A 13,634-nucleotide genomic window follows, 5' to 3' on the forward strand; every position below is an offset into this window, starting at 1 on the left:
GCGCGTCATGCAGGCGGTGATCTTCGACTGGCGCGGCACCCTGGTGACCACGCCGACGTTCGGCGGCTGGGTGCGCGAGGCGCTGCGCAGGCTGGGCAGGAGCCTCGACGACGCCCCCGACCTGGCCGAGGCGCTGGGCGGGGCGAAGCTGGACGAACCGGGGATGGACGCCGACGCCGAGGTCCACCGCGCCGCGTTCTACGCCGCCTTCCGCGCCGCGGGCCTGGACGACGAGCTGGCCGACGCGCTGTACGAGGTGGAGAGCGACGCCTCGGCCAACCCGTTCGCCGAGGACGCCGCCGAGACGCTGCACGGGCTCAAGGAGCGAGGACTGCGCATCGGAGTGCTCAGCGACGTCCACTTCGACATCCGGCCCGCGTTCGAGGGGTTGCCGGTGGACTCGTTCGTGCTGTCGTTCGAGCACGGCGTGCAGAAGCCCGAGCCCGCGATCTTCCGCTACGCGATGGAGGAGCTGGGCACCGACGCCGACCGCACGCTGATGGTCGGCGACCGGGCCTCGCACGACGGGGGCGCGCTGGAGGTGGGGATGCCGACGCTGCTGGTGCCGCCGCTGACCGACGTGCGCCAGCGGCGCCTGCACCTGGTGACCAGGCTGGCCGCCTGACCCCCGTGCGCCTGCAAGTACTACCCGAGGGGTGCCGCCGCGTCGCCCGCTACTACCCGTGCCGAGCACGGGTGCGGCCGGGTAGTAGTCAGCGGCCCGGCGGAGGCGGTCGGGTAGTACTTGCAGACGGGGTCAGGTGGTGAAGCGGTCCAGGGCCCGGATCTTGTTCGTCGCGTCCAGCGCGGCGACCTTGTACGCCTCGGACAGGGTCGGGTAGTTGAACACCGCGTCCACCAGGTAGTCGACCGTGCCGCCGCAGGCCATGACCGCCTGGCCGATGTGCACCAGGTCCGTCGCGCCGGTGCCGAACACGTGCACGCCCAGCAGCTTGCGGTCCGCGGTGGACACCAGGAGCTTGAGCATCCCGTAGGCGTCGCCGACGATCTGGCCGCGGGCCAGCTCCCGGTAGCGCGCCAGGCCCACCTCGTAGGGCACCGCGGAGGAGGTCAGCTCGGCCTCGGTGGCGCCGACGTAGGAGATCTCCGGGATGGTGTAGATGCCGATGGGCTGCAGCGCCGCCAGCTCGTTGGCCTCCTCGCCGAAGGCGTGGTAGGCCGCGAGCCTGCCCTGGTCCATCGAGGTGGCCGCCAGTGCGGGGAAGCCGATCACGTCGCCCACCGCGTAGATGTGCTCCACCGAGGTGCGGTAGTGCGCGTCCACCGACAGCCTGCCGCGGTGGTCGGCCTCCAACCCCGCCTTGGCCAGGTCCAGCGCGTCGGTGGAGCCCTGCCTGCCCGCCGAGTACATCACCGCCGCCGCCGGGATGCGCTTGCCGCTGGCCAGTGTGGTCACCGTGCCGCTGTCGGACACCGCCACGTCGACCACCTTCTCGCCGAAGCGGAAGGTCACCGCCAGGTCGCGCAGGTGGAACTTCAGCGACTCCACGATCTCCGGGTCGCAGAACTCCAGCATCCGCTCCCGCTGCTCCACCACGGTGACCCGGCTGCCCAGCGCGGCGAACATGGAGGCGTACTCGATGCCGATGACGCCCGCGCCCACCACCACGAGCGAGGAGGGGATCTCCTCCAGCTGCAGCACCTCGTCGGAGTCCAGCACCCGCGCCTCGTCGAAGTCGACCTGCGAGGGCCGGGCGGGGCGGGTGCCGGTGGCGATCACCACGCGCGCCGCGGTGACGGTGGTGTGCTCGCCGCGGTGCGTCCCCTGCACGGCGATGGTGTGCGGGTCGACGAACCGGGCGGTGCCGGTGAGCAGGTCCACCTGGTTGCGGTGCAGCTGCGCGCGCACGACCTCGACCTCGCGGCCGATCACGTGCTGGGTCCGGGAGAGCAGGTCGGAGATGGTGATGTCCTGCTTGACCCGGTAGCTCGCGCCGTACAGCTCGCGCTGGCTCATCCCGGTCAGGTAGAGCACCGCCTCGCGCAGGGTCTTCGACGGGATGGTGCCGGTGTTGACGCACACCCCGCCCACCATGTCCTGCCGGTCCACGATCGCGACCCGCTTGCCGAGCTTGGCCCCCGCGATGGCCGCCTTCTGCCCGCCGGGGCCGGACCCGATCACGACCAAGTCGTAGTCGTACTCGCTCATGCCGGGAAGGGTGTCACACGATCGGCGCAAGTGGTGCGGTGACGCGAAGACTCGTCCGGCCGGTCAGGCGCGGGCGGCCCGGCCGGAGTAGGTCAGCGGGAACACCAGGTCCTCGCACGCGTCGGGCACGTCGTGGGCGATCCGCACGACCATCTCCACCTCCACCGACCCGGCGGGCGGGATGATCACCGGCTGCGCCATCGGCGCCACGGTCAGCACGCCCGACGGGCAGTCCGGCACGCGGTTGTGCGCGGCGTCGACGGGCTGGCCGGGCACCGCCTGCAGCGTCAGCACCATGATGTCGACGCTGTTGGGGTTGGACAGCCGCACCTTGCGGGCGCCCTCGCTGCCGGGGGTCAGCTCGACCGCCCCGCCGGAGATGTCGTTGATCTCGAAGGGCTTGAGGTCGGCCACCCCGGCCTCGCCGCCGCTGACCGCGTAGGCCATGGACGGCAGCTCCGGTTCCGGCCAGGTGAGGTGCATGGCCGCCACCACCGCTGCTCCCACACCGAGGATGGTCAGCGCGACGGCGACCTCCATCCGCGGGCCCAAGGTACGCATGAGGCAACCTCACAGAGCCGGTGCTTCAGGCGGTGGGTTCGCCGCTAGCTCCCCGTCGGACCGGCGACCAGTCTCGCCCGGCGGTTCATCGCTTCGCCCCTCGGCCCCACGGGCCGCGCCCCAATATTGGAGAACGTTCAACTGTTACGCAAGCATCTGGGCTACCCGGAAAGTGAGGGCTTTATACCCCTTGACAGGTGATTCCGGGTGTTCTGATCAGCGGATTCATTGCACGCAGCGTGCCGTGAATTCACCTGAGCGGATTAGTCCTGGGCCCGCAGGAATGCGGGCCCAGGACAGCGCTCAGCCCCTCAGCGCGGCACCCACGCGCTCCGCTGCGGCGGCGACCGCGGCGTCGCGGGCCACCGTCGCCTCCTCCACGGTCAGCGTCCGGTCCGGCGCGCGGAACCGCAGCGCGTAGGCCAGCGACCGCTTGCCCTCGCCGACCCGGTCACCGGTGTAGTCGTCGAACAGCCGGATGTCCTCCAGCAGCTCGCCGCCACCCGCGCGCAGCGCGCGGGCCACCTCGCCCGCGGGCACCCCCGCGTCCACCACCACGGCCACGTCCAGCAGCACCGGCGGGTACGGCGACACCACCGGCGCGGGCCGGTGGTCGGCCAGCGGCAGCGCGTCCAGGTCCAGCTCCACCGCCACGGTCCGCTTCGGCAGGCCCAGCGCCTCCACGACCTTCGGGTGCAGTTCGCCCGCGTGACCCACCGGCCAGTCGCCCACCCGCAGCTCGGCGCACCGGCCGGGGTGCCACGGCGCCAGGTCCGACGCCTTGACCGCCAGCTCCACGCCGTAGGCCCGGCCGACCAGGCGGCCGATCTCCACCGCGTCCGCCCAGCTCGCCGCGCGACCGCCACCCCACCAGCCGGGCAGCTCGCGGTTGCCGCACAGCACCGCGGCCACGTGCACCGGCTGCTGCGGCAGCGACGCCAGCAGCGAGGCCACCTGCTCGTCGGTGGGCCGCTGCCCCACGCCCACCTCGGGCACCGGCACCGGCTGGGCGCGCGGCAGCGTCACCTGCGCCACGGTGTAGAGCGCCAGATCCTTCTGGCCGCGCGCCAGGTTGCGCTGCAGCGTCTCCAGCAGCCCCGGCACCAGCGTGGTGGCCAGCGCGTTCTTGTCCGCCTCCAGCGGGTTGAGCACGGTGACCGTGCCGCGCCGCACGTCACCCTCGGGCAGGCCCAGCGCGTCGAACACCGAGGGCGCCACGAACGGGAACGGCTTGACCTCGACCAGGCCGTGCTCGGCCAGCGCGCGCGACACCGTGCGGCGGCGGCGCTGCTGCTCGGTCAGGCCCCGCCCAGCCGGGGCGGGCGGCAGCACGGACGGGATGCTGTCGTAGCCCTCCAGCCGCAGCACCTCCTCCACCAGGTCCGCGGGCTGCGTCAGGTCCGCGCGCCAGGTCGGCGGCACCGCGGTGATCACCGTGGTGCCCGCGTCGTCGGTGGTGACCTCGACGCGGCAGCCGATCTGGCCCAGCCGCCGGGCCGAGGCGCCGCGCGGGTAGCGCACCCCCGCCACCCGGTCGGGCAGGTCGATCGGCATGGACACCGGAGCGGGCGGCACGGGCCTGCCCACGTCGGTGCGGGCGGGCTGGATGCTGCCCTCGGCGAACATGTGCAGCAGCCGCGCGGCCCGCTCCAGCGCCACCGGGGGCAGCTGCGGGTCCACGGTGCGCTCGTAGCGCTTGGCCGCCTCGCTGGGCAGCTTGTGCCTGCGCACGGTGCGCGCCACCGAGGCCGGGTCCCAGATCGCGGCCTCCAGCAGGATGTCCGAGCTGGTGGCGCGCACCTCGGTGCTCGCACCGCCCATCACCCCGGCCAGCGAGACCACGCCGCTGTCGTCGGCGATCACCACGTCGTCCGGGTCCAGCGCGCGGACCACCTCGTCCAGCGTGGTCAGCTTCTCGCCCGCCGCCGCGCGCCGCACCACCAGGCCGCCCCGCAGCGCCGAGGCGTCGAAGGCGTGCAGCGGCTGGCCCAGCTCCAGCATCACGTAGTTGGTGACGTCCACCGGCAGCGAGATCGAGCGGATGCCCGCCAGCATCAGCCTGCGGCGCATCCACCACGGCGTCGGCGCGGTCGGGTCCACGCCGGTGACCCGGCGCAGCGCGAACCGCGAGCAGCCGGACGCCTCGTCGACCTCGACCGGCCACACCTCGCCCTCGCCCTCGGGCACCTCGGCCAGGCCGGGGTCGCCGAACGGGGCCTCGAACGCGCAGGCGATCTCCCGCGCCAGGCCGCGCACGGAGAACGCGTAGCCGCGGTCGGGGGTCGGCGCGACCTCGATGACGGTGTCGTCCAGGCCGAGCAGCTCCACCGCGTCGTCGCCGGGCTGGGCGGTGCCGCTGGGCAGCACCAGGATGCCCGCGTGGTCGTCGCCCAGGCCGAGCTCGCGGGCCGAGCAGATCATGCCCTCGCTGGTGCGGCCGTAGGTCTTGCGCGCGGCGATGGCGAAGTCGCCGGGCAGCACCGCGCCCGGCAGCGCCACCACGACCGTGTCACCCTCGACGAAGTTCGACGCGCCGCAGACGATGCCGTTGACCTGGTCGGGGCCGACCTCGACCCGGCAGTACCGGATGGGCTTCTTGAAGCCGGTCAGCTCCTCGATCTCCACCACGCGACCCGCCACCACCGGACCGGTGACCGGGCCCAGCGGGTGGACGTCCTCGACCTCCAGGCCGATCCGCGTGAACGCCTCGGCCAGCTGCTCAGGGGTGGGTGTCTCGCTGAATTCGAGGTGCTCGACCAGCCAGGTAACCGGGATGCGCACCGGTCATGCCTCCGTTCCGAAGGGCTGGGTGAAGCGGACGTCGCCTTCGACCATGTCGCGCATGTCGGGCAGTCCGTTGCGGAACTGCAGGGTGCGCTCCAGGCCCATGCCGAACGCGAAGCCGGAGTACACCTCCGGGTCCACCCCGCAGTTGCGCAGCACGTTCGGGTTGACCATGCCGCAGCCGCCCCACTCGACCCAGCCGGGGCCGCCCTTCTTCTCCGGGAACCACACGTCCACCTCGGCGGAGGGCTCGGTGAAGGGGAAGAAGCTGGGCCGCAGCCGGGTGCGGGACTGCTCGCCGAACATGGCGCGGGCGAACGCGTCGAGCGTGCCCTTCAGGTGCGCCATGGTCAGGCCCTTGTCCACGGCCAGGCCCTCGACCTGGTGGAACACCGGGGTGTGCGTGGCGTCCAGCTCGTCGGTGCGGAAGGTGCGGCCGGGGCAGACCACGTACACCGGCAGCTCGCGCTCCAGCAGCGCGCGGGCCTGCACCGGGCTGGTGTGCGTGCGCAGCACCAGGCCCGAGTCGGCCGGGCCGACGTAGAAGGTGTCCTGCATGGAGCGCGCCGGGTGGTCCTTGCCGAAGTTCAGCGCGTCGAAGTTGAACCACTCGGTCTCCAGCTCGGGCCCCTCGGCGACCTCGTAGCCCATGGCCACGAACACGTCGCCGATGCGCTCGGCCAGCGTGGTGATCGGGTGGCGGGCCCCGCGCGGCACGCGGTCGAACGGCAGCGTGACGTCGACGGTCTCCTCGCGCAGCACCCGCTCGTCCCGCTCGACCTGCAGCCGGGCCCGGCGCTCCTCGTAGGCCGCGTCGATGGCCTGCTTGGCGACGTTGACCCGCTTGCCCGCCTCGGCCTTGGCGGCGGGGGGCAGCGCGCCGATCTCCCGCCTGGCCAGCAGCACCGGCGAGCGGTCGCCCAGGTGGCCCGGCTTGGCGGCGGCCAGCTCGTCGAGGTCGGCCGCCTGCGCGAACGCCTCCCGAGCCTGCTCCACCGCCGCGTCGAGCGCCTCCGGGGAGAGCGCCGCGACCTGCTTGGGGTCGTACGGGTCGTTGGCTCCGGACATGGTTGGTGGACAGCTCCCGTCGGGACAGCAGTGATGGCCGCCCCGTGCACGCGGAGCAGCGGATAGATCCTAGGTGATCCGTGGAAAACGGAGTCCACCGCCGTCCTCCCGCCCCTAGAATCGGCGGACTCACGCGAACCGACCCGAGGTGAAGCTCACTCCATGGCACACACCTTCGGTGTCGACCTGCGCGGGATCATCGACCTGCTCAGCCACCACCTCTACAGCAGCCCCCGCGTGTACGCGCGCGAACTGCTGCAGAACGCGGTGGACGCGATCACCGCCCGCCGCGCGCTCCAGCCGGACGCGCCGGGCGAGGTGGTCGTCGAGCCGGTCGACCCGCGTGGGAACGGCACCCTGCGCATCTCCGACACCGGCATCGGCCTGACCGAGCGCGAGGTCCACGACCTGCTCTCCACGCTGGGCCGCACGTCCAAGCGGGACGAGCTGGGCTTCGCCCGGCAGGGCTTCCTCGGCCAGTTCGGCGTCGGCCTGCTCTCGGCCTTCCTGGTCGCCGAGCGGGTCCACCTGGTCAGCCGGTCGGCGCGCGGCGGGCCCGCGGTGCGCTGGACCGCCGACGCGGCGGGCAACTACGAGGTGGAGGTCGACGAGTCGGCCCGCGCCGAGGTCGGCACCACCATCGAGCTGGTGCCCAGCCGGGACGCCGAGCACTGGCTGGAGCACGACGTGGTGCGCGCCCTGGTGGGCGAGTACGGCGAGCTGCTGCCGGTGACCGTGCGGGTGGGCGACGAGGTGGTGACCGCGGGTGAGCTGCCGTGGCTGACCGACCCGCTGGGCTACGGCGAGCGGGTGCTGGGTGTGGCGCCGTTCGACGCGATCCCGGTCGAGGTGCCCGCGGTGGGGCTGACCGGTGTGGCGTACGTGCTGCCACGCGGCGTTCACCCCGGTGCGCGACAGTCGCACCGGGTGTACCTCAAACGGATGCTCGTCGGTGACGCGATCGAGGGACTTTTGCCCGACTGGGCGTACTTCGTCCGGTGCGTGGTGGACACCTCCTCGCTGCGGCCGACCGCCAGCCGGGAGGCGCTGTACCAGGACGAGACGCTGCTGGTGGTGCGGGAGGAGCTGGGCAGGCAGGTGCGCGACTGGCTGGTCCGGCTGGACGCCACCGACCCGGACCGCACCGCCGCCCTGCTCGACGCGCACCACCTGGGCATCAAGTCGCTGGCGCGGGTGGACGAGGAGATGCTGCGGCTGGTGGAGCGGTGGCTGCCGTTCGAGACCACCGACGGGGCGCAGTCGCTGCGCCAGTTCCGCCGCAAGCACGGCACCGTGCTGTACCTGTCCGACGTGGACGAGTTCCGCCAGCTCGCGCCGGTGGCGCACGCGCAGGGCATGGGGCTGCTCAACGCGGGCTACGCCTACGACCTGGAGATCCTGGAGCGGCTGGTGGCCGTGGACGGGCCGGGCGCGGCGCGGCGGGTGGCGCCCACCGAGGTGCTGGCCGCGCTGGGCGAGCCCGAGCGGGCGGTCGAGCGGGCGGTGCGGGAGCGGCTGGCGCTGGCCGCGGAGGTGCTGGCGCGGCACGACTGCGAGGCGGTGCCGCGCGAGTTCGACCCGGCGTCGCTGCCCGCGCTGCTGGTCGCCGACGCGGACGGCGAGCGCAGGCGGGACGCCGAGCAGGCGGGCGAGGCGGCCGACCCGCTGTGGGCCGAGCTGCTGGGCAGCCTGGTCGAGGCCACGCCGTCGGGGGCCTCCCAGCGGCTGGTGCTCAACTGCCGCAACCCGCTGGTGCGCAGGCTGGCCGAGCTGGCCGACCCGGCGCTGGTGGAGCTGACCGTGGAGTCGCTGTACGTGCACGCGCTGCTGCAGTCGCGGCGGCCGATGCGCCCCAAGGACACCGCGGCGCTCAACCGATCCTTCCTCGACCTGCTGGACCGCGCCGTGAGGAGCCGATGAACGACCAGAAGAAGTCCGCCGAGCAGCAGTTCGCCGGCGCCTACCGGATGCCCGACGGGATGGCCAGGCACGAGGCGCTGGAGCGCGCGGCCCGCGCCGCGGACGCCTGCGACCACCTGCCGCTGGGCGTGAGCTGCCGGATCGCGCTGCTGCGCTCCGCCTACGACCTGGGCCGCTACGACCTGATGCTGGCCCCGTTCGCCTGGTGCGGCGCGGCGGAGCGGCGCGACCCGACCGCGTTCGACGAGTGGGAGAGGCACAGCTTCGACTGGGCGCACAAGTGGATCGTCAGCGGGCTGGTGGCCGACCACCGGTTCACCCTGGAGCAGATCCGCTCGGTGCTGGACCAGCTGGCGTCGCGCTACCAGCGGCACGGGTTCTCCCTGCAGCCGGTGCACGGCGCGCGCGCCGACCTGGCCGAGCACATCGGCGACGAGGAGGGCTACCGGGAGCACCTCGCCCGCTACCTGGCGGCCGACCGCGGACCGATGAGCGACTGCGAGGCGTGCGTCGTTGAGGACCAGGCCGGGCACCTGATCCGGCAGGGCCGCCACGCCGAGGCGGTCGCGCACGCCGAGCGCCAGCTGGGGCAGGACAGCGGCTGCGCGACGCAGCCGCAGGGCATCCTGAGCACGCTGGCGCCCGCGTTCGTCGCGCTGGGCGAGCTGGACCGGGCGCGCGAGGCGCACGTGGTGGCGCACCGGCTGGTGCGCGACGACGAGGTCAGCTCCTACGTGGACGCGCAGCTGGTGTTCTGCGCGACCACCGGCAACGTGGCGCGCGGGGTGGAGCTGCTCCAGCGGCACCTGCACCGCGTGCACGGGTCGACCAGCCCGGCCCAGGCGATGCGTTTCGCGGCGGGCGCGGCGCTGCTGCTGAGCCGGGTCGACGAGCCGGTGGAGTTCCTGGTGCCGGTGGACGGCCGCACCACCGCGTTCACCGCCCCCCGGCTGCGGGCGCTGCTGGAGGAGCGTGCGCTGGGCACCGCCGCGCTGTTCGACCAGCGCAACGGCACCGACGCGGTGAGCAGGTGGGTGCGGCGGACGCTGGAGACCCCCGACACCGCGCACGTGCCGCTGGCCGTGCCCGTCGCGGCGCCCGCCCCCGTCGAGGTGGAGCCGGTCGTCGCCGACCCGGTGGAGCTGGCGCGGGGCGCGGTGGAGGCGTTCGACGGCGACGACATGCTCACCGGGATGCGCCTGCTGCGGTCGCTGCCCGCGGAGCTGGACCCGCTGCTGCCCGAGGTGCTGGCCGCCCAGGTCGCCGCCCGGCGGGCGCTGGTGGCCGACGAGGACGACGCGGCGCGGGCCGAGTTCACCGCGGCGGTCGAGCGGCTGGCGGGCGCGGGCGAGCACGACCTGGCCGCCCGCTACCGCGCGCGCGGCGCGCTGCGCTGGTTCGACCACTCCGACGAGGAGTCGGCGATCGCGGTGGTCCGCGCGTGCCTGGCCCAGGCGCGCACCCCGGACACCGCGGTGCCGGTGCGGCTGGTGCTGGTCAAGCTGCTGGCCCACGCGGGTGACCTGGACGGGGCGCAGGCCGTGCTGGCGGAGGCCGCGGAACTGGCCGAGTCGGAGGTGCCCCGGCTGCTGCCTCGGGTGCGCTGCGAGCAGGCCGAGCAACTGGCGGTGCGGCAGCGGCTGGACGAGGCGCACGCGGCCGCCGTGGCGCTGCTGGCCGACCGGCCCCCGGCGTCCGTGCGGTTCAACGCCCTGCGGCTGCGGTTGCGGCTGGAGGTCCTGCGGGGTGACGCCGAAGCCGCCCTGGCCACGGCCGACGCGCTGGTGGACGACTTCTCGACCGTGCGGGGGCCGTGGACGGGCGAGGCGCACCAGCAGCGGATGGCGGTGATCGACCAGCTCGGGCTGGCTCACGAGCACCTGCCGGAGCTGCGCGAAGCGGTGGCCGCCGCGCACGAGTGGGGCACGCCCCCGGAGGTGGTGGGCGCCTGCTACGTGCTCTCGGGCGGGTACCTGGGGGCGCAGCGACCGGTGGAGGCCGCCGAGGCGCTGGAGGAGGCGCTGCGCGTCGCCGACGGTGCGCTGCCGCCGGGAGAGCGCACGCCCGTGCTGTTCCGGCTGGGACAGGTGTGCGCGCAGCTGGGCGAGCTGGAGGCCGCGCAGCGGCACCTGGGCACCGCGCTGGACCACGTCGGGCCCGACGACCTGGTGCCCAGGGCGACGGTGCTGGACGCGCTGGCCGCCGTGCGCGGCAGGCAGGGCCAGGAGGCCGAGGCGGCCCGGTGCTACCGGGAGGCCGCGCTGGCGTGGGAGGCCGCCGAGGAGCCCGGTGAAGCGGCCGGGTCGTGGGTGGAGGCGGCGTCCGCGTCGCCCTCGGCGGACGAGAGCTTCACCGCGCTGGAGCACGCGCAGGCGCTGCTGGACGGGCTGCCGGACGAGCACCGGACCCAGCTGGCCGCCAGGATCGCCGCGATCCGGGCCTACCTGCACGGCGACGCGGGCGAGTTCGCCTCGGCGCTGGAGCACAACGGGGTCGCCGAGGAGCTGGCCGACCAGCTCGGCGACACGCGGTGGCGGACGTTCCTGGTGACCCGCGGGGCCCGGTACCTGCTGTCCTCCGGTGACGCCGAGGGCGCCGAGTCCGAGGCCCGCCGCGCCGCCGAGCTGGTGGACGACACCACCCCGCCGCAGGTCGTCGGCGAGACCGCCGCCGTGCTGGGCGAAGCCCTGCGCGCCCAGGACAAGCCCGCCGCCACCGACCCCCAGCTCCGCGCCCTCAACACCCGCCTCGACTGACCCCCAAGCGTCTGCAAGTACTACCCGTCCCCCGATCCGGGGCCGTTGACCACTACCCGATGTGGGTGAACGCGACGCCGGGTGGTACTTACCGGCCCTCGCGGAGGGGGCGGGTAGTACTTGCAGGCGCGGGGGTCAGGCGCGGTGGGCGCGGGCGGAGGCGTAGAGGCAGACGGCGGCGGCGGTGGCCAGGTTCAGGCTCTCCGCGGCCCCGTAGATCGGCACCTTCAGCGCCGTGTCGAGGGTGTCGACCACCTCGTCGGGCAGCCCGTGCGCCTCGCTGCCGAACACCCACGCCGTGGGCCGGGCGAGGTCGCCGCGCAGGTCGGCGGCCACCAGGTCGTCGGCGGCGTACCCGTCCGCCGCGACCAGCCGCAGCCCGGCGGCCCGGCAGGCCGCGAACACCTCGTCCGCCGACCGCGCGCGGGCCAGCGGCAGGTGGAACACGCTGCCGGTGGACGCCCGCACGCACTTGCCGTTGTGCGGGTCCACCGCGTCGCCCGCGAACACCACGGCGTCGGCCCCGGCCGCGTCGGCCACGCGGACCACGGTGCCCGCGTTGCCCGGATCGGCCACGCCGTGCAGCACCGCGACCAGTCGGGCACCGGGCCGCACCGCCTCCGCGAGCGGCACGTGCACCAGGTCGCACACCGCGATCAGGCCCTGCGGCGTCACGGTCTCCGACAGCGCCGCGGCGGCCTTGTCGGTCACCCCGCTCACCGGCACGCCCGCCTGGACGGCGTCGCGCACCAGCTCCGGGTTGCGATCGGCCGCGACCGCGGTGACGAACAGCTCGTGCACCCGCCCCCGCCCGGCGGCGGCCCAGGTGAGCGCCTCGCGCACCGCCTGGGCGCCCTCGGCGAGGAACCGCGCCGCGCGGTCGCGCCCGGAGCGGCGGGTCAGTCGCCGAGCGGCAACGACCCGGGGTGTCCGCTCGGTGAACGGAGCATCCCCGGGTCGTGGTGCGCGCTGATCGGTGCTCAGGCGTTGTCCTGAGCGGGCGCGTTGACGTCGCTGGGCAGCGCGGCCTTGGCCAGCTCCACCAGCGCGGTGAACGCGGCGGGGTCGCTGACGGCCAGCTCGGCCAGGATCTTGCGGTCGACCTCGATCTCGGCCAGGCGCAGGCCCTGGATGAAGCGGTTGTAGGTCATGCCGTTGGCACGGACACCCGCGTTGATGCGCTGGATCCACAGCTTGCGGAAGTCGCCCTTGCGCGCCCGGCGGTCCCGGTAGGCGTAGTTGAGCGAGTGGAGCACCTGCTCCTTGGCCTTGCGGTACAGCCGCGAGCGCTGACCGCGGTAACCGCTGGCCAGCTCAAGGGTGGTACGGCGCTTCTTCTGGGCGTTCACTGCCCTTTTGACGCGTGCCACGGGTCCATCCTGTCGATCTCATGGGGCCGAAGGCCCCGGTGTTCGGGGGAAAGCGGGTGGATCAGATGCCGAGCAGCTTCTTGATCCGCGACACGTCGTTCTTGGCGACCTCGGTGGTGCCCGACAGGCGCCGCGTCAGCTTGCTGGACTTCTTCTCCAGCAGGTGCCGCTTGCCCGCCTTCTCGCGGACGATCTTGCCGCTGCCGGTGACCTTCACGCGCTTGGAGGTCCCGCTGTGGCTCTTGTTCTTGGGCATTTCCGTCCTCGTCTCATGCAGCCACCAGATGGGGGCGGCCATGCTTGCTCCGGGGCGCAGGGCCCCGGAGGTCACTCCTCGCCGGACTCCTCCGCGGTGCCGCTGTCCTGCTTCACCGGTCGGGTCTTCGTGTTCTTGTGCGGGGCCAGCACCATGATCATGTTGCGGCCGTCCTGCTTCGGGTTGGACTCGACGAACCCGAGCTCCGCGACGTCTTCGGCCAGCCGCTGCAGCAGCCGGTAGCCCAGCTCCGGACGGGACTGCTCACGACCCCGGAACATGATGGTCACCTTGACCTTGTTCCCGTGCGACAGGAAGCGGGCCACGTGGCCCTTCTTCGTCTGGTAGTCGTGCGGGTCGATCTTCGGGCGGAGCTTCTGCTCCTTGATGACCGTCAGCTGCTGGTTGCGGCGGGACTCGCGGGCCTTCTGCGCGCTCTCGTACTTGAACTTGCCGTAGTCCATGAGCTTGCAGACCGGCGGCCGAGCCTGCGCGGCGACCTCGACGAGGTCGAGGTCCGATTCCTGGGCGAGTCGGAGCGCGTCCTCGATGCGAACGATCCCGACCTGCTCGCCGTTCGGCCCGACCAGACGAACCTCGGGCACGCGGATGCGGTCGTTGATGCGCGGCTCGGTGCTCGCGGGAGCACCTCGGTTCGAGGGACTTGTCATTCACGTCCTTTGTGACTCGTTGTGCGCCAAAGACAAGAGGCCCCACACCTGCCCGGTGTGGGGCCCGCTCTTCCGACC

The 13,634-nt window shown here is 73.5% G+C and carries 11 protein-coding genes; 3 read left to right on the forward strand and 8 right to left on the reverse strand.

Annotated elements, in window-relative coordinates; all coding sequences use genetic code 11:
- The first annotated feature begins 7 nt into the window (after positions 1-7).
- Positions 8-625 carry an HAD family hydrolase gene (locus tag JOF41_RS21135; RefSeq protein WP_189223276.1) on the forward strand — a complete coding sequence of 206 codons (618 nt, stop codon included), beginning with the start codon at positions 8-10 and terminating at the stop codon, positions 623-625.
- 132 nt (positions 626-757) lie between these two features.
- On the opposite strand, the gene sthA is transcribed toward JOF41_RS21135, so the two are convergent.
- The 4 genes from sthA to pheS form a co-directional block, all read right to left on the reverse strand.
- On the reverse strand, positions 758-2,170 hold the full coding sequence (gene sthA, locus JOF41_RS21140; protein ID WP_189223274.1) for a Si-specific NAD(P)(+) transhydrogenase: 1,413 nt from the start codon (positions 2,168-2,170) through the stop codon (positions 758-760).
- 63 nt (positions 2,171-2,233) lie between these two features.
- Positions 2,234-2,731 (reverse strand): hypothetical protein, encoded by a 498-nt coding sequence (locus tag JOF41_RS21145; RefSeq protein WP_189223273.1) that lies wholly within the window; start codon positions 2,729-2,731, stop codon positions 2,234-2,236.
- Between the two features lie 303 nt (positions 2,732-3,034).
- Positions 3,035-5,512 (reverse strand): phenylalanine--tRNA ligase subunit beta, encoded by a 2,478-nt coding sequence (gene pheT / locus JOF41_RS21150; protein WP_189223272.1) that lies wholly within the window; start codon positions 5,510-5,512, stop codon positions 3,035-3,037.
- Between the two features lie 3 nt (positions 5,513-5,515).
- Positions 5,516-6,583 (reverse strand): phenylalanine--tRNA ligase subunit alpha, encoded by a 1,068-nt coding sequence (pheS, locus tag JOF41_RS21155; RefSeq protein ID WP_189223271.1) that lies wholly within the window; start codon positions 6,581-6,583, stop codon positions 5,516-5,518.
- A 162-nt stretch (positions 6,584-6,745) separates the two neighbouring features.
- Here pheS and JOF41_RS21160 point away from each other — a divergent pair, with 162 nt between their 5' ends.
- Together JOF41_RS21160 and JOF41_RS21165 are read left to right on the forward strand one after the other, a co-directional pair.
- On the forward strand, positions 6,746-8,503 hold the full coding sequence (locus tag JOF41_RS21160; RefSeq protein WP_189223270.1) for an HSP90 family protein: 1,758 nt from the start codon (positions 6,746-6,748) through the stop codon (positions 8,501-8,503).
- Entirely contained in the window at positions 8,500-11,259 is a 2,760-nt protein-coding gene (locus JOF41_RS21165; protein WP_209621400.1) for a hypothetical protein, read from the forward strand. The genes JOF41_RS21160 and JOF41_RS21165 overlap by 4 nt, the downstream gene beginning before the upstream one ends.
- Before the next feature lie 135 nt (positions 11,260-11,394).
- On the opposite strand, the gene JOF41_RS21170 is transcribed toward JOF41_RS21165, so the two are convergent.
- The 4 genes from JOF41_RS21170 to infC all read right to left on the reverse strand — a co-directional run bounded on the left by JOF41_RS21170 (position 11,395) and on the right by infC (position 13,556).
- Positions 11,395-12,243, reverse strand: coding sequence for a TrmH family RNA methyltransferase (locus JOF41_RS21170; protein WP_209624351.1), 849 nt, complete (start codon positions 12,241-12,243; stop codon positions 11,395-11,397).
- On the reverse strand, positions 12,240-12,629 hold the full coding sequence (rplT, locus tag JOF41_RS21175; RefSeq protein ID WP_189223269.1) for a 50S ribosomal protein L20: 390 nt from the start codon (positions 12,627-12,629) through the stop codon (positions 12,240-12,242). The genes JOF41_RS21170 and rplT overlap by 4 nt, the downstream gene beginning before the upstream one ends.
- 61 nt (positions 12,630-12,690) lie before the next feature.
- The gene (rpmI, locus tag JOF41_RS21180) at positions 12,691-12,885 is read right to left on the reverse strand and encodes a 50S ribosomal protein L35 (RefSeq protein ID WP_189223268.1); all 195 of its coding nucleotides are present in this window, start codon (positions 12,883-12,885) and stop codon (positions 12,691-12,693) included.
- A 71-nt stretch (positions 12,886-12,956) separates the two neighbouring features.
- On the reverse strand, positions 12,957-13,556 hold the full coding sequence (gene infC, locus JOF41_RS21185) for a translation initiation factor IF-3 (protein ID WP_189223267.1): 600 nt from the start codon (positions 13,554-13,556) through the stop codon (positions 12,957-12,959).
- Positions 13,557-13,634: the final 78 nt, after the last annotated feature.

It is taken from the genome of Saccharothrix coeruleofusca (genome assembly GCF_017876325.1).
GTDB classification, from domain to species: Bacteria; Actinomycetota; Actinomycetes; order Mycobacteriales; family Pseudonocardiaceae; genus Actinosynnema; species Actinosynnema coeruleofuscum.

Excerpts from the sequence above, each read along its gene's own strand:
- JOF41_RS21135 (WP_189223276.1), top strand. The coding sequence starts at position 8 with ATGCAGGCGGTGATCTTCGACTGGCGCGGCACCCTGGTGACCACGCCG.
- sthA (WP_189223274.1), bottom strand. The coding sequence starts at position 2,170 with ATGAGCGAGTACGACTACGACTTGGTCGTGATCGGGTCCGGCCCCGGC.
- JOF41_RS21145 (WP_189223273.1), bottom strand. The coding sequence starts at position 2,731 with ATGCGTACCTTGGGCCCGCGGATGGAGGTCGCCGTCGCGCTGACCATC.
- pheS (WP_189223271.1), bottom strand. The coding sequence starts at position 6,583 with ATGTCCGGAGCCAACGACCCGTACGACCCCAAGCAGGTCGCGGCGCTC.
- JOF41_RS21160 (WP_189223270.1), top strand. The coding sequence starts at position 6,746 with ATGGCACACACCTTCGGTGTCGACCTGCGCGGGATCATCGACCTGCTC.
- JOF41_RS21165 (WP_209621400.1), top strand. The coding sequence starts at position 8,500 with ATGAACGACCAGAAGAAGTCCGCCGAGCAGCAGTTCGCCGGCGCCTAC.
- rpmI (WP_189223268.1), bottom strand. The coding sequence starts at position 12,885 with ATGCCCAAGAACAAGAGCCACAGCGGGACCTCCAAGCGCGTGAAGGTC.
- infC (WP_189223267.1), bottom strand. The coding sequence starts at position 13,556 with ATGACAAGTCCCTCGAACCGAGGTGCTCCCGCGAGCACCGAGCCGCGC.